The 15,992-nt window shown below is 62.1% G+C and carries 14 protein-coding genes; 3 read left to right on the top strand and 11 right to left on the bottom strand.

Annotated features, from left to right (window positions below):
• Nucleotides 1-72: 72 nt before the first annotated feature.
• From AB4N98_RS01180 to AB4N98_RS01210, 7 genes are all read right to left on the bottom strand, one after another.
• Nucleotides 73-1,119 (bottom strand): Gfo/Idh/MocA family protein, encoded by a 1,047-nt coding sequence (locus AB4N98_RS01180; protein ID WP_017530325.1) that lies wholly within the window; start codon nt 1,117-1,119, stop codon nt 73-75.
• A gap of 154 nt (nt 1,120-1,273) precedes the next feature.
• Entirely contained in the window at nt 1,274-2,284 is a 1,011-nt protein-coding gene (locus tag AB4N98_RS01185) for a bifunctional inositol 2-dehydrogenase/D-chiro-inositol 1-dehydrogenase (protein WP_017530324.1), read from the bottom strand.
• 19 nt (nt 2,285-2,303) lie between these two features.
• Nucleotides 2,304-4,235: a 3D-(3,5/4)-trihydroxycyclohexane-1,2-dione acylhydrolase (decyclizing) gene (gene iolD, locus AB4N98_RS01190; RefSeq protein WP_017530323.1), complete on the bottom strand. Its 1,932-nt coding sequence runs from the start codon at nt 4,233-4,235 to the stop codon at nt 2,304-2,306.
• 10 nt (nt 4,236-4,245) lie between these two features.
• On the bottom strand, nt 4,246-5,061 hold the full coding sequence (locus AB4N98_RS01195; RefSeq protein ID WP_017530322.1) for a TIM barrel protein: 816 nt from the start codon (nt 5,059-5,061) through the stop codon (nt 4,246-4,248).
• A gap of 26 nt (nt 5,062-5,087) precedes the next feature.
• On the bottom strand, nt 5,088-5,876 hold the full coding sequence (gene iolB, locus AB4N98_RS01200) for a 5-deoxy-glucuronate isomerase (RefSeq protein WP_017530321.1): 789 nt from the start codon (nt 5,874-5,876) through the stop codon (nt 5,088-5,090).
• Entirely contained in the window at nt 5,873-6,766 is an 894-nt protein-coding gene (iolE, locus tag AB4N98_RS01205) for a myo-inosose-2 dehydratase (RefSeq protein WP_017530320.1), read from the bottom strand. Before iolE ends, iolB begins: the two co-directional genes overlap by 4 nt.
• A gap of 106 nt (nt 6,767-6,872) precedes the next feature.
• The gene (locus AB4N98_RS01210) at nt 6,873-8,810 is read right to left on the bottom strand and encodes a bifunctional 5-dehydro-2-deoxygluconokinase/5-dehydro-2-deoxyphosphogluconate aldolase (protein WP_065878316.1); all 1,938 of its coding nucleotides are present in this window, start codon (nt 8,808-8,810) and stop codon (nt 6,873-6,875) included.
• Between the two features lie 284 nt (nt 8,811-9,094).
• On the opposite strand from AB4N98_RS01210, the gene AB4N98_RS01215 reads away from it, so the two are divergent.
• On the top strand, nt 9,095-10,003 hold the full coding sequence (locus AB4N98_RS01215; protein ID WP_017530318.1) for a MurR/RpiR family transcriptional regulator: 909 nt from the start codon (nt 9,095-9,097) through the stop codon (nt 10,001-10,003).
• A gap of 131 nt (nt 10,004-10,134) precedes the next feature.
• On the opposite strand, the gene AB4N98_RS01220 is transcribed toward AB4N98_RS01215, so the two are convergent.
• Complete coding sequence (locus AB4N98_RS01220) at nt 10,135-11,028, bottom strand: hypothetical protein (protein ID WP_017530316.1); 894 nt, start codon at nt 11,026-11,028, stop codon at nt 10,135-10,137.
• Nucleotides 11,029-11,343: 315 nt separating this feature from the next.
• Here AB4N98_RS01220 and AB4N98_RS01225 point away from each other — a divergent pair, with 315 nt between their 5' ends.
• Together AB4N98_RS01225 and AB4N98_RS01230 are read left to right on the top strand one after the other, a co-directional pair.
• The gene (locus AB4N98_RS01225; RefSeq protein ID WP_010564812.1) at nt 11,344-12,027 is read left to right on the top strand and encodes a response regulator transcription factor; all 684 of its coding nucleotides are present in this window, start codon (nt 11,344-11,346) and stop codon (nt 12,025-12,027) included.
• On the top strand, nt 12,005-13,399 hold the full coding sequence (locus tag AB4N98_RS01230) for a sensor histidine kinase (RefSeq protein WP_017530315.1): 1,395 nt from the start codon (nt 12,005-12,007) through the stop codon (nt 13,397-13,399). The genes AB4N98_RS01225 and AB4N98_RS01230 overlap by 23 nt, the downstream gene beginning before the upstream one ends.
• 79 nt (nt 13,400-13,478) lie before the next feature.
• Here the strand turns inward: AB4N98_RS01230 and AB4N98_RS01235 are convergent, their stop codons facing one another.
• From AB4N98_RS01235 to AB4N98_RS01245, 3 genes are all read right to left on the bottom strand, one after another.
• On the bottom strand, nt 13,479-13,895 hold the full coding sequence (locus AB4N98_RS01235) for an SRPBCC family protein (protein WP_460149172.1): 417 nt from the start codon (nt 13,893-13,895) through the stop codon (nt 13,479-13,481).
• Nucleotides 13,896-14,172: 277 nt separating this feature from the next.
• Nucleotides 14,173-14,967 carry a class II aldolase/adducin family protein gene (locus AB4N98_RS01240; protein ID WP_460149173.1) on the bottom strand — a complete coding sequence of 265 codons (795 nt, stop codon included), beginning with the start codon at nt 14,965-14,967 and terminating at the stop codon, nt 14,173-14,175.
• Nucleotides 14,968-15,074: 107 nt separating this feature from the next.
• Nucleotides 15,075-15,980, bottom strand: a complete 906-nt coding sequence (locus tag AB4N98_RS01245) for a LysR family transcriptional regulator (RefSeq protein WP_065878315.1) — start codon at nt 15,978-15,980, stop codon at nt 15,075-15,077.
• Nucleotides 15,981-15,992 lie beyond the last annotated feature (12 nt).

The following is a 15,992-nucleotide window of genomic DNA, read 5'->3' on the forward strand; positions in this document are numbered from 1 at the left end:
AGTCGCCGGGGATCGGGCCCAGACGTACTTTATGCAACCTGGAAAAGACTTTATTGGAAAATAATTTCCATATCAACTTGTTTTAGAATTTAATTCTATTTTTGTTGAAACCACCTGCTGGCGCTCGGCGCTCAGGCGTGCGGCGTCCAATATACGGGTGGTTTCCAGGGCGTCATAGGCGCTCACGGGCAACACGCCCTGCCCTTGCACAGCGGCTTGCAACTGGCGATAGAACTGCGTCCAGCAACCTTTCTCCGACGGCACCCGCTCGCGCTCCCCGCCGTGTTCGAACCAGCCCCAACGGCGATGCTCTTCAGCGCCCCAGTGCTCGCCTTCGGTTTTCGGTGATTTGCCGGCCATCAGCGCTTCTTCCTGACCGTCGAGCCCCTCCACGGTGTAACAGCCCGCACTGCCACTGACGCGAAAACGCGGGGCCTGGCTGTTTTGCAGGGCATTGCCCCACAGGTGGGAAATCACCCCGTTGGCGTGGGTCAGGGACACGAAAAAACCGTGGTCGACGCTGGGGTGTTCGGCCGTGTAGTGCAACTGCGCGAACACCCGGTCCACCGGGCCGAACAATTGCAGCGCCTGGTCCACCAGGTGGCTGCCCAAATCGCGCAGCCAGCCACCGCCGCTGGCGTTGCCCACCGCTTGCGGGCTGTAGCGTTCCACCCGCGACTCAAACCGGGTAATGGTGCCCAGGGCACCGGCGTCGATGAGCTTGCGCAGGGTCAGGTAATCCGAGTCCCAACGCCGGTTCTGGTAGACGCTCAGCAACACTTCATGGCGCTCGGCGGCAATGATCAGTGCATGGGCCTGTTCGGCGTTGGCGGCGAAGGGTTTGTCGCTGACCACCGCCAGGCCATGTTCGATGGCTTCCAGCACCAGCGCCGGGCGGCCTTTGAGAGTGGTAGAGATAACGAGGGCGTCGACCCCGGCTTCGACGATCTGGCCGATGCAGTCGAAGGCTTGGAGGCCGGGGTGGTCGGTATTCAACTGTTGGCGGCGCTCGGGGGAACGGGTGACGACGCCAACAAACGTGGCGCCGGGCAGTGTTGCAATCAGCGGCGCATGAAAAAAGCGCCCTCCATGGCCGTAGCCGACTAGTCCGATTCGCATGAACTCACTCCTTCTTAGAAGTGGAAACCGAGTCAAATGTGGGAGGGGGCTTGCCCCCGATAACAGTGTGTCAGTCAAAAAAATTTATCTGACCCACCGCCATCGGAGGCAAGCCCCCTCCCACACCGACTGCATTCCACCTGTGGATTTGCGATCAGCCGTAGAAGTGCGGGCGATCCGGCAGGCTGATCTTGACGATCTGCTCACTGCCCTGCGCCTGGATACACGCATCCGCCGCCACCGCCGCCGCGAAACCATCCCACGCCGACGGCCCACCGACCTGGCCAGCGCGCACGCTGTCGATGAACGCCTGCAACTCCACGTCATACGCGCCGATGAACCGGTCTTTCCAATCCATCAGAATCGCATTGGACAACTTCGCGCCGCTGCGCAGTTGCACCTGGGAAGGCTCCGGCAATTTGGCGATACCGGTCTCCCCCACCACTTCGCACTGGATGTCATAGCCGTATTGGCAGTTCACGAACACTTCCACGTCGATACGCGTGCCCTTGGCGGTCTCCAGCAGCACGATCTGCGGGTCGCGCAAGTGCGCCAACGCCTTGCTGGTCTTGCGCGGAAACACCACTTGCACGGAAACGTAGTCGTCGTTGAGCAACCAACGCAGTACGTCCAGCTCGTGGATCAAGGTGTCGGTGATCGCCATGTCGGTCTTGTAGTTCTCACCTACCGTCGGGTTGCGGTGGGCGCAGTGCAGCATCAACGGCTCGCCGATCTGGCCGCTGTCGATCACCGCCTTGAGGGCGCGATAGCCTTCGTCATACGGACGCATGAAGCCCACTTGCACCAGGCGCTTGCCGTGGGCCACTTCGGCGTCGACGATCCGGCGGCAGCCTTCGGCAGTCACCGCCAGGGGTTTTTCACAGAACACCGGTTTGCCGGCGGCGATGGCGGCGAGTACGAATTCTTCATGGCTGGGACCCCAGGAGGTCACCAGGATGGCTTCAACCTGTGGCGAGTTGATCAGCGCATGGCCGTCCGGGTACACCTCGGCGCCCAGTTTCAAATCCGCGACCACCTTGGCCGCTTGCTCAAGGTTGATGTCGGTCACCGCCACCACCTGGCTATTGAGCAGGGTCTGGCTGCAACGACGAATATGGTCACGGCCGATGGCACCGGTACCGATCACTCCAAGCTTCAACGACATACAAACACTCCTCTTGTTATTAGTACTGCCGGGCCTTCGCCAGGTGTTCATTGAGTTTTTTTGCAGCGGCATTCGTGCGTTCGCTGGTGGACACCTGCGCCACGCCCACCCGCCACCACGACAGGTAGCCGTGGACCATGGTTTTGGGCAGGACCTTGATGTCGATCAGGGTCGAGACCGTTTGCGTGCGCGCATCGGCCAGCGCGGCCTGGAGTTGCTCGACGCTGCTGACCTTGTAGGTCTTGCAGCCATAAGCCGCCGCGCTCATGGCGAAATCCACCGGCACCAGGCCGCCGTCGAGCTTGCCGCTCTCGGGGTTGCGGTAGCGGAACTCGGTGCCGAAGCTGTCCATGCCGTTACCGATCTGCAGGTTGTTGATGCAACCGAAGGCCATGTTGTCCAGCAGCACCACGTTGATCTTGCGGCGCTCCTGGATCGAGGTGGCCAGCTCGGAATGCAACATCATGTAGGAGCCATCGCCGACCAGCGCATACACCTCCTTGGTTGGTTCGGCCAGCTTCACGCCGAGGGCGGCGTTGATCTCGTACCCCATGCACGAGTAGCCGTATTCGACGTGATAGGTGTTCACGCCTTTGCTGCGCCAGGCGCGCTGCAGGTCGCCGGGCAGGCTGCCGGCGGCGGCGACGATGATCGCATCGTCGGCCAGGCTGTCGTTGAGCACGCCGAGCACCCGGCTCTGGGTCAGGCAGGAACCGGTCAGCTCGATAAATTCACGCAGTACCGCACGGTCCAGGTGGTCGTCGACTTCCGGCACGAAGGCATCGCCCGAGTACTCCACCTGATGCACACGGTCCACTTCGGCATCCAGTTGCGCCTTGGCGTCACGCACCTGTTCACCCCAACCGGAGCGGTAATCGCCCAGGGCGTCGGCCAGCGCGTCGAGGGCAACTCTGGCATCACCCAGCACCTGTACGCCGTCGAGTTTCAACGCATCGCAGGGGCTGATATTCAGGTTGAGGAACTTGACCTCGGCATGCTTGAACAGCGACTTGGACGAGGTGGTGAAGTCGGTGTAGCGGGTGCCGATGCCGATGATCAGATCCGCCTCGGGCGCCAACAGGTTGGCCGCCAGGCAGCCGGTTTCGCCAATGCCGCCGACGTTAAGCGGGTGGCTGGACACCAGCGCGCTTTTACCCGCTTGAGTCTCGGCGAACGGAATATCAAAGCGCTCGGCGAAGGCTTGCAGCGCGGCATTCGCGCCGGCGTACTTGACCCCGCCACCGCAGATGATCAGCGGTTTGCGCTTGCCGCGAAAAGCCGCCAACGCATCGCCGATCATCGCCGCGCTGGGCGGGCGCCGGTCAATACGGTGCACGCGCTTTTGCAGGAAGTAATCCGGGTAGTCCCAGGCTTCGGCCTGCACATCCTGGGGCAGCGCCAAGGTCACGGCGCCGGTTTCCGCCGGGTCGGTCAACACACGCATGGCATGGATCGCGGCGCTCATCAGTTGCTCGGGACGGTTGATGCGGTCCCAGTACTTGCTCACCGAGCGAAATGCATCGTTGGTGCTGATGCTCAAGTCGTGGAACTGCTCGATCTGTTGCAGCACCGGGTCGGGCTGGCGACTGGCGTACACATCGCCGGGCAGCAACAGCAACGGAATACGGTTGGCGGTGGCGGTCGCCGCGGCGGTGAGCATATTCGCCGCGCCGGGGCCGACCGATGCGGTGCACGCGTAGATCTTGCGGCGCAAATGCTGCTTGGCAAAACCGATGGCGGCATGGGCCATGCCCTGCTCGTTGCGGCCCTGATGCACCACCAGGTCGCCACTGTCCTGCTCCAGCGCCTGGCCCAGGCCCAGCACGTTGCCGTGGCCGAAAATCGTGAACACCCCGGCGACAAACTTGCTCTGTACGCCATCGACTTCGACGTATTGGTTATCCAGAAACTTCACCAGGGCCTGGGCCATGGTCAGTCGGGTTGTGGTCATGTCGCCCCCCTTAACGTTTTTGCAGGTGGGCAATGCTTGCGCCCAAGGCCTGCTGGATATCCGCCAACTCATGCACACTTTTCGCGAACGGCTCGAACGACAGGTAGCCGCTGTAGCCGGTGCTGAGCAAGGTGTCGATCTGTGCGGCATTGCCAAGAATATCGCCCTCGCCCACCAGTACGCGGTGGCCGTCACGGATCGAGTTGAGCGGCGCCTGGGCATCTTCCACGCCGGAGATATGGACCAGGCCGGTCAGTTGCGGGAAGAACTCCTGCTCGCCGGCCAAGTGATGGTGGAACGTGTCATGGACCAGGCGGAACACGTCCAGGCCACCGATGGACTGGATCGCGTCCACCGCCACGCGTTTGCGGCGCATCGAACATTCTTCGAACCCCAGGGGCTCGACGAAACCCAGAAGCCCATACTCGCGCAGGATCGGCGCCAGCTCGCTCAAGGCGGTGCGCAAACCGGCGGCGCGCTGCGCCTCATTGCGCGTGTCGCCGGGCTCATTGAACGGGCACATCACCAGGCCTTGGGCACCGCATTCACGGGCATAGGTGGCCAGCTCGATCGCCTGGGCGCGGCGTTCGTCGTTCCAGACGTCAAAGGGGTACAGCGCGTTGATCGACAGCACCGTAATGCCCTGCGCCGCGCATAACTCACGCACGCGGCTGGCGGGCGTGCCGTATTCGATTTGACGGTCTGCGAGGTCATTGCGGATCTCGATGGCGTCGCACTTGAGCGCAACCGCCAAGCCGATGAAGTCCGGCAGGGACAGGTTGGGCGCGACCATGCGGTTAAGGGCAAAACGTAGAGGCGACTTCATTGTTGTTGTTCTCCGTCCAAAACCGCTTAAAGGTCCAGCAGCCAGCTGTGCTGCGGGTCGTTGTGAAAGTGCCAGGCACGCTTGGGGCCGGCCATGACGTTGAGGTAATAAGATTCGTAGCCATACGGCACGCTGACCGGGTGATAACCCTTGGGCACCACCACCAGGTCGCTGTTTTCCACCGCCATGGCCTGGTCGATGCTGCGATCGTCGGTGTACACCCGCTGGAACACGAAGCCCTGGGGCGGGTTGACCTGGTGGTAGTAGGTCTCTTCCAGGAAGCTCTGGTGCGGCAGGTCGTCGGTGTCGTGCTTGTGCGGCGGGTAGCTCGATGAATGCCCCGACGGCGTGCGCACTTCCACCACCAGCAGCGAATGGGCCGGCTCGCTGTCGGGCAGGATGTCGCACACATAACGCGTGTTGGCGCCTTTGCCGCGCACACTGCGCTTGCAGTCTTGGGGGCGGATCAGGCGCGGTTCGTAACCCTGCGTACCGGGCGCGGCGCACACCGCAATCTGCACGTCGCTCAAGGCGGTAACCTGGGCCGAGGTGCCAGGCGGCAGGTAGGCGGCGAACGGCGACTTGTCTTCAAATACCGACTGGCGATCACCGAGGTTCTGCCAGTTGAACCCTTCGCCTTCGATATTCACCCGGCCGCTGAGCAGTACCAGGCACAGCTCCTTGTCGCCGGCGCTGACCGGCAGCGTTTCGCCCAGGCTCAAGCGGTAGGCACTGAAACCGACGTACTCAAGGCGCCCTTGTTCCAGGGCAACCATGGTCTGCCCGCGTTTGCTGCTTTTAACCAACAAGCTCATGGTTGGGTCCTCTCATTGAGCAGAGCGCGCAAGGTGTCGTAACCCTTTTTCGCGTAGATATAGCTGGGCGCCACGGCCGGGTCCTGCTCGGCTTCCACCACCAGCCAACCCTTGTATCGCGCGGCCAGCAGCACATCGAGCAGCTCGGCAAAGTCGATATCGCCATCGCCGGGCACCGTGAAGGTGCCGTTGACGATGCAATCGGGGAAGCTCCACATCTGGTTGCGCGCCAGTTGCACCACGGGCTTGCGCACGTCCTTGAAATGCACGTGGCAGACGCGCTCGATATGCGTGCGCAGCACTTGGAGAGGCTCGCCGCCGCCCATGTAGCAGTGGCCCGAGTCGAACAACAGACCGACTTCCGGCCCCGTTCGCCGCATCAGTTGGTCGATGTCTTCGGGGGACTCGACGTAGGCCCCCATATGGTGGTGGTACGCCAGGCGCACGCCCTGGGACAGGGTAAAGCGCGCCAGTTCCGTGAGCTTGTCGGCGTAGTCCTGCCAGGCCTGCTCGCTGTGAAAACGCGGGCGTTCGATCAGGCGAATGCGCGAGCCCTGGATCGAATCGGCCACCTCGCCGTACACCAGCACCGTGGCGCCGTTGTGTTTGAGTAACTCGACATGGCCGGCAATCGCGTCGATTTCCTCGGCCACCGAACGCCGCGCCAGGCGGCTGGAATACCAGCCGGAGACCAGCGCCAGGTCATAGGGGCGCAGTACCTCGCTCACGCCCTTGGCATCCTTGGGGAACTTGCCGTTGAGTTCAAAACCTTCGTAGCCGATCTCCTTGCCTTCGCTCAAGGCGGTGCTCAGCGGCGTTTCACCACCCAGGGCCGGCAGGTCGTCGTTGCTCCAGGAGATCGGGTTGATGCCAATTCGGATTGCGGGCATGGCTGCACCTTTTTGTTGTTTTACCTGAGATCGCTTGGATCTGCTTTATGTGGGAGGGGGCTTGCTCCCTCCCACATTTGATTGCATTGCACCTGTAGAGCGGTGTTCAGCCTCGGGCACTGCGCCAGGCGTTGATAAGCTGTTCGAACGTGGCCTGCACCTGCTGGACCAGGGTTTCATCATCGATCTGCCCCGCCATCCACGCCTTGCTCGGCTCCTGGAAGATCGTGCGACCCACGGCAAACCCTCGGCAGGTAGTGCTCAGGCGTGCTTGCCGAAAGCCGTCGGCCAAGCATTCCGGCGAGGCGTTGAGCCCCAGCAGCACCACGCCACGGCAATACGGGTCGCGCTCGTTGATCAGCGCATCGAGTCGTGTCCACTCCTCGGCCGTCTGCGCTTCGATCTTCCACCACGCCGGGTAGATGCCCAGGTTGTACAAGCGCTTGAGGCTGCGGTAGAGCACGTCCGGGTAGGTGGACGGATGATCCTTGGGCGGGATGACTTCCAGCAGCAGTTCATGACCGCTGACCACAGAGGCGTCGTACACCGCCTTGAGTTGCGCCTCCTGTTCCAGGCGCAGCATGGGCTCGTCGTCGGGATGGTATTGCACCAGGCACTTGATGATCTGCTCCTGGGGCCAGGCGATCAGATTGCTGCCAATCGAACGGCCGTGCTCGAAGGCCAGCGGGCGCGAGTTCTGAACCTCAACCGGGCGCGCGACCCACCAGCCGCGACCGCTGGCGGCGTTGAGCGCGTCCTGGCCGAAGCGCTGGTCGGCCAACAGGCCCACGTCGGCGTCAACGCCCTGCTCGGCGAGCTTGTGTTGCACACGTTCGATGGCCTGGATAAACAGCTGCTTGATATCGCTGATACGCGCCGGGTCCTGGCCGCCGCGTTGCGCCAGGTCGACCAATTGCCAGCGGTGGTCAAACGCGAAGATGAACAGTTGCTTCCAGGCCTTGCGCGGCACGCTGACGCGATGCAGTCGCTGCAGGGTCACGTCCTGGTCGGGCCGGGTGATCGGCACCGGGCTGTTGAACAGATAATCCAGCTCGGCCGGGGTTGGCATCGCCGGGGCGCAGGCGTGGCGCGACACCACCAGGCCACCGCAGGCGTTGGCCAGTTGGCTGCAACGCTCATCGCTGGCGTCGTTGAGCCAACCACTGAGAAAGCCCGACATGAACGCATCACCAGCGCCCAGCACGTTAAGCACCTCCACGCGCACACCGGGGTAGATCGCGCCGTCTTCCAGGCGCGCAGGAATCGCCCCGTGAATCACCGTGCAGCCCTGCGGGCCGAGCTTGACGACCAACGTAGCCGGGGTGATTTCGCGCACGGTACGCAGCGCGGTGAGCAGGTCTTCACTGCCGCCGGCGATCAGGAATTCTTCTTCGGTGCCCACGATCAAGTCGAAACGCGGCAGGATCTTCTGCACATGCGCGCTGACCGTCTGGTCGGCGACAAAACGGGTTTCACCGTCGGCCTTGCCCGCCAAGCCCCACAGCACCGGGCGGTAGTCGATGTCCAGCACGCGCTTGACGTTGTGTTTGGCGGCGTAGTCCAGGGCCTGGATGCTGGCCTTGTACACGCTGTCGGTAGAAAAATGCGTGCCGGTGATCAGCAGCGCTTTGCTGGAGGCGATAAAGGCTTCGCTGATGTCCTCGGCGCGCAGGGCCATGTCGGCGCAGTTTTCGCGGTAAAACACCAAGGGGAAGGTTTCGCGGTCCTTGAGGCCCAGCAACACCAGGGCGGTGAGGCGTTCCGGGTCGACCTTGATGCCGCTGACGTCGCAACCTTCGCGGGCCAGGGATTCCACCAGGAAACGCCCCATATGGTCGTCGCCCACACGGCTGAGCATCGCCGACTTGAGCCCCAGCCGCGCGGTGCCGAAGGCGATATTGGCGGACGACCCGCCGAGGTACTTGGCGAAGCTGGACACGTCCTCAAGCCGCGCACCCACTTGCTGTGCGTAGAGGTCGACGCCCAGGCGCCCGAGGCAAATCAGATCCAATTGACGCCCACTGGCAAAACGAGTCTGGCCCATGCTGGCTCCTGTTATTTTTATCAGCCTGCGTTGTGCCGCCGTGGCGACGGCAAACGCTCTTGGTGGGAGCAGACTAGAACGTTCAGCGACGCCAATCAATATTTATTCCAGAATTATTTTTAGTGGAATATTTTTTCCAATAAGCCGGCATAATGGCACGCCAGCCGCCGTGCATCGTTTCAGCAGGCCACGGGGGCCGTGATGCCGGGGTATTTTTTTGCGCCTACCCTGTAGACTTGCGCCACCCATCAGCGCATCAGACGAACACGCCAGAAGGATTGCCCATGTCCCGCACCGATCCCGAGACCACCCTGGAAGCCCCCCTCGCCAGCCCTCCGATCAATGCCGAACGCCTGTTGCAGCTGATCACCGACGAATACGAAAGCCTGCCCCGCCAACTCAAGCGCATCGCCAGCTACATGAGCCAACAAAGCGACCGGATCATGGTCGACCGCATCAGCGACATCGCCCGCGAATGCGAAGTACACCCCTCGGCCATCGTGCGGTTTTCCCAGCGATTCGGGTTCAGCGGGTTCAGCGAGATGCAGGCACTGTTTCGCGAGGCCTACACCCACAAGACCACGCCGGTGCAGAACTACCAGCAACGCATCCGCAGCATGATCGCCAATAAATCCCAGAAGGCCAGCGGCGGCGACCTGGCGCGCGAATGCGTCAACGCCACGCTGTCGGGCATCGAGCGCCTGGGGCTGGAACTGGATGACGTGGCGTTCGACAAGGCCGTGGACCTGGTGGTCAACGCCGACAATATCTATGTGGTTGGTGTGCGCCGCTCCTTTGCGGTAGCGGACTACCTGGTCTACAACCTGCAGCACACCAACAAACGCATTCACCTGATCTCTGGGCTGGGCGGCAGCTACCGCGAACAGATGCGCAGCGTGCGCGCCAATGACCTGGTGATCGCCATCAGCTTCACGCCCTACGGCAAAGAAACCCAGCACTGCCTGCGCATCGCCCAGCATCACCAGGCCAAGACCCTGATCATCACCGACAGCAACCTGTCGCCCCTGGCCAAGCGGGCGAATGCGGTGCTGTTGGTGAACGAAGGCTCGTCGTTTGCCTTCCGCTCGTTGAGCGCCACCCTGTGCCTGTGCCAGGCGTTATTTATTGCGGTGGCGTACCGGTTGGAGTTGAAGGTGGATGAGATCCACGAGCAAGTCGGGTTCGACGACTGACTAAATGGACCGCGCGGGGCTCGGGGTCAGTGCATGAAGATCGCGATCAGGATGATCACCGGGATCGGCACGCCGAGGAACCACAGAAGTAATGAACGCATGATGCTCTCCTTGAATGAATGGGCCTTGAATTAACGAACGTAGGTTTCGGTATCGACGTACACCACCGCATCGCGACGACGACCGCCGAAGGTGGCAGCGAAGCTGGCGAAGAATGCACCGATCAACAAGGCGATGAACATCCACAGCGCGGTCCAGGCCGCGACTTTGGCGGCGGTGTCGGCGGCCTGTTTGGCTTTGAGCTTGGCGTCTTCGACGGCTTTACGGGCGTCGCCGTAGACCTTGTCGATACGCGCTTCGGCGTCGGCCTGGCTGAGGTTGGTGCGTTGGCTGATCAACTGCGCCAGGTAGGCGCGGTCTTCAGCGGCGAGTTGGCCATCGTTGCTCAGGGTGCGCGCAAAGATCCGCGCGACCACGCCATGGGCGGCGTCATCGCTGACGGCCACGGGGCGATCATCGCGGAACAAGCTGTCGACGTAATAACCGAAGTCGTCGCCCTTCACGCCCTGCGTCGCAGTACCGGCGGCCTGGGCCGCACCCGAGGCCACGCTGGCCCCGGCTTGCACGCCGCCGCCGACCACACTGCTGACCGAGCCGACCACCAGGGTCGCCGTCACCAGCGTGGCCACCGCCCAGGCCAGGAAACCATGGGCGGTGTCGCGAAAATACACCTCATCGCCATGCATATTGGCCCACTTCACGCGCAAGCGGCCGGCGATGTAACCGCCCAGCCCGGACGCCACGATCTGGGTAAACGCCAGCCAAACAATGGTGGAAATGCCCAGCCCCTTGGCGCTGATACCGCTGCCGGCCCACGGCGATACCGCCGAAAAGCCCAGGCCGAAGCCCAGCAATACCAGGATCAGGGACAATGCGGCCGCCGCAGCGGCCCCGGCAAAAATCGCCCCCCAGGAAACCCCGGAGCGCGTGCTCGATTCTTGCAGCATGGATGAGGATGTGATCATTGTTGTTGTGCTCCTGGCAGAAAAAGGGTGTTACCCACTCCAAATTGCAGGCGCCGTGCCAGTCGACAAATAAAACAAAACCTTTATATTTCAACCACCTAACTAAATTGAACTTACCCGAACCATGCAACTTGCAATAAATGACAGCGTGAGGCGGGCGTAATGCATTCCCACGCCCAGCCCTGCGTGGGCGAGAGCGGGCGCGCGATTGAACGGCGGCGGTTCTGCAAAACATGAAGTTTTATTTAGGAAGCGTTCAGGCATTTGTTGGCAAAATAGCCGCACTTCAGTGTGAATCGCTCACCAGGTAATCCTATGACCCGCATTTTGACCATCGAGGATGACGCTGTAACGGCTCGCGAGATCGTCGCCGAGCTGAGTAGCCATGGACTGGACGTAGACTGGGTGGACAACGGCCGCGAAGGCCTGGTCCGTGCCGTGAGTGGGGATTACGACTTGATCACCCTCGACCGCATGCTCCCGGAATTGGATGGCCTGGCCATCGTCACCACCCTGCGCACCATTGGTGTGTCCACGCCAATCCTGATGATCAGCGCCCTCTCTGATGTGGACGAACGCGTGCGCGGCCTGCGCGCCGGCGGTGATGACTATCTGACCAAACCGTTTGCCTCCGATGAAATGGCCGCGCGCGTCGAAGTGCTGCTGCGGCGCAAAAGCACGGTCAAGGAATTTGAAACCGCGCTGCGCGTGGCCGACCTGGAGCTCAACCTGATCAGCCGCGAAGCCAGCCGCGCCGATCAGCCCCTGAGCCTGTTGCCCACCGAATACAAATTGCTCGAATTCCTGATGCGCAACACCGGGCAGATCCTGTCGCGAATGATGATTTTCGAGGAAGTCTGGGGCTATCACTTCGACCCCGGCACCAACCTGATCGACGTGCATATCGGTCGCCTGCGCAAGAAAATCGATCCCCCGGGCCTCACGCCGCTGATCCGCACGGTACGAGGTTCGGGTTATGTCATTGCTGAACCCCTCTAAAGGCTGGCGTTCTTCCAGCAGCCGTTTGCTGGCGCTGTACAGTTCGCTGTTCGTGGCCTGGAGTTGCATCCTCATGGGGGTGCTGTATTTCGAGGTGTCCGGTTACCTGAGTGATCTGTCGCGCCATTCGCTGATGCAGCGCCAGCACCTCTTCCAGCGTTTTGACGGTGAAGAGCTGGTGGAAGCGTTGACCACCAGCATGACCTTCGACATGAAGGGCGTAGACGCCTACGGCCTGTTCGACGAGCAATTCCACCCGCTGAGTGGGCCGATCCGCGCGATCCCGCCCGACCTGCCCCTGGACGGCAAGATCCACCCGCTGAGCAACTGTGTCGACTCCGACGACCCCAAGCTGCCCAAGGACAGCTGCGATGCCGTGGCGACCCACACCGACGACGGCCGCTGGCTGGTGCTGGTGCGCGCCAACGGTTCGCTGTTCGGCGTGACGCGGATTATCTGGCACGCGTTGTTGTGGGCGCTGTCGTTGACGATTATCCCAGGCGCGGCCGGCTGGCATTTGCTACGTCGCAGGCCGTTACGGCGTATCCGTGGGATCCAGGCCAGTGCCGAGGCCATCGTCGCCGGCGACCTCACCCACCGCCTGCCGCTGTCCAATCGGCGTGACGAACTGGACATGCTCGCGGCCATCGTCAACGCGATGCTCGACCGCATCGAGAAGCTGATGAACGAGGTCAAGGGCGTGTGTGACAACATCGCCCATGACCTGCGCACCCCGCTCACCCGCCTGCGGGCGCAGCTCTACCGCATCCGGCAAGAGGCCGATCAGGGTTGCGGCTACGCGCTGAAACTGGACGACGCGATTGCCGAGACCGACACCCTGATGGCACGCTTTCGCGGGCTGTTGCGCATCTCCGAACTGGAAGACCACCAGCGCCGTTCCGGTTTCCTGGTCATGGACCCGCTGCCACTGCTGCGCGAATTGCACGACTTCTACCTGCCGCTGGCCGAAGAAGGTGAATTGCAGCTGCGCCTGGAAACCCCGGAGTCCCTGCCGTGGATCACCGGCGATCGCGCACTGCTGTTCGAAGCCCTGTCCAACCTGCTGAGCAACTCGATCAAGTTCAGCCCGGCGGGCGGTACGGTGATTTTGCGCGGGGTCAACGATGCCGGCAGCACCCGCATCGAAGTGCACGATTCCGGGCCGGGCATACCGGTAGCGGAACGCGCGGCGGTGTTCCAACGGTTTTACCGCGTGGATGAAAGTGACCAGCAAGGCGGGTTCGGATTGGGCTTGTCGATCGTGGCGGCGATCATCAACCTGCATGGGTTCAGGCTGGAGGTGGGCAGCAGTCAGCAAGGCGGCGCACGCTTGGTGCTGGAGTGCCGCCAGCAACTGATGCCCGAAGCCTGATCGATAAGCCGGCGAGGTCCAAATGTGGGAAGCGGCTTGCCCCCTCCCACATGCGTCCGGCATTGCCGGCTAGAGCGAGTCAGGCCGGGAAGTTCGCGCGCAGCGCCTCAAGCCCACCCTGGTAGACGCCAGTAAACAGCTCTTGCGCCGCCTCCTCCGTAATATCCGCCGTCGGGGTAAACACACCGGACCAGGTCACCTTCGCCGACGTGTCGGTCAACGCCTCGACCTGCAACGTCGCCAGGTACGCACTCACCGGAAATGGCGACGCTTCAATGGTGTAGCTGTAGGTACGCGCCACATTATCGAAGGTCTGCAAACGCTCGATGATCGTACCGCCGTCAGCGGTGGTCAGGTGACGCAGGCGGCCGCCTTCGCCAGGTTCGCTCTTGGCGATCAAGGGTAGCCAGTCCGGCAGGCTGTTGAAGCCGCCCACTAATTGCCAGACCGTGTCGGCCGATACCGGGATTTCAATCACTGCAAATGCTGTTGGCACGGTAAATCTCCAAACGTCATGGGAAAACGTTGCCCAGCCTGCCACGCCATGGCCTTCAATGCATCAATTCCCGCAACTGATCGACCCGCTCGGCACCCTATGCCCCTGCCCCAGCGGCCCAAGCGCTCACTTTGAAATGCAGCTAAAAAGTGGGAGGGGGCTTGCTCCCGATTGCAGTGGGTCAGTCAACCGATGCAGTGACTGACCCACCGCCATCGGGAGCAAGTCGAATCGTCGCACCGCCCCTCCCACAGGTCGATCTTCACTTGGCTCGGGATCAGTTCTTGTAGTCGGTATCCGTGCGTTCCAATTGGCGAATCAGTGCATTCCAATGCCGCGCCACGCCGGGGCCTTCGCCGCTGCTGTGGGCCTTGGCCTGTTCTTCCACCTTCGCCACCACCGCCTGCGGCGGGAACACCAACTCCGCGTTGCCGGCCGCCTGGGCCGCGATCTGGATATTGCATGCGCGCTCCAGACTTTGCAGTTGCTGGAACGCATGCTCGACGCTGATACCCGCCGTCAACAAGCCGTGGTTACGCAGGATCATCACGCTCTTGTCGCCCAGATCCGCCACCAGCCGCTCACGTTCGTCCAGGTCGAGGGCGCTGCCTTCATAGCCGTGGTACGCCACGCGCCCGGAGAAGGCGATGGAATGTTGGGAGATCGGCAGCAAACCGTCCTTTTGCGCCGACACCGCAATGCCGTCGCGGGTATGGGTGTGCAACACCGCTTGCAGATCAGGCCGCGCACCGTGGATGGCGCTGTGGATCACATAGCCGGCGTAGTTGATGCCCAGGCCGGTGGGGTCGTCGACGAGGGTGCCGTCAAGATCGACCTTGACCAGGTTGGAGGCGTTGATTTCATCGAACAACAGCCCGAAGGCATTGATCAGGAAATGTTCCTGCGGGCCCGGCACGCGGGCGGAGAAGTGCGTGTAGATGTGGTCGGTCCACTTGTACAGCGCCGCCAGGCGGTAGGCGGCGGCCAGTTTGACGCGCACCTCCCACTCCTCTGGCGTAACGCGTTGGCGGACGGTGCTGGAAACGTTGGAAATCGAGGTGACGCTGCTCATGGCAAAACTTCCTGGATGGCCTTAAGGTCTTCCAGGCAAGCCTAGGGGTTTGCAAAAAATAATAAAAAGCACATTTTAATCTAAGCTAATTATTATTTTTTTTCATATCAAGCTGCATCCTCGATCTTCTGCAAAGAGGCTGCGACCCACTGGCCGAACGCATCCACCGGCCCTTGCAGGTTGCCCAGAAAATGCGGGTAGATCAGCCACAGGTTCATCACCGGCTTGAAGTCCTTGAGCGGCATCACCGCCAAGTGTTCGCGGTGCGCGCTGCGTTCCAGCAACGGGCGCGGCACCAGGCCCAGGCCCAGGCCATCGGCGACCAGGCCCAGTTGCAGCTCGGTGCCGAAGGTTTCCAGGTTGACCCGCAACGCCAGGCCCTGGTCGGACAAGGTGCGCAGCAAACCGGCACGGAACCCACAGCCGTCCGGGTTGAGGACCCAACCGTTCTGGTACACATCCGCCAGCTTGCACGGTTTTTTCGGCAGTTGCGCCTTGGCACACACCACCACCAGTTCCATCTTGCCGATGGACTCGCCGACGATGTTGTCCGGGAAGATCTTGCCGGCCGGGAACAACGCCGCCGCCGCATCCAGCTCGCCGCGCTCGATCTTGCCCACCAACTGGCTACCCCAGCCGGTGGCGACCTGCGCGCGCAGCTCAGGGTATTCGCTGCGCAGGTGCTTGAGCGCATCCAACAGCACCACATCGCCGATGGTCTGCGGCACGCCCAGGCGCAACAAGCCGGTGGGCGGTGCGTCGGTGGCCACCAGTTCGCGCAGGGCGTCCATCTCGCGCAGGATCAAGCGGCATTGTTCATACACACGGGTGCCGATCAAGGTGGGCTTCAAGGGTTTGGTGTTGCGGTCGAACAACTCCACCCCCAGCGCCTGCTCGAAGTTCTGCACGCGGCGGGTGATGGCCGGCTGGGTCAATTGCAACGACTCGGCGGCATGGCTGATGGACTGGCAACGAATCACTTCGACAAAGGCATCGATATCGTCAATTTTCATTTGGGCCGCACA

It is taken from the genome of Pseudomonas sp. S3_E10 (assembly GCF_054667615.1).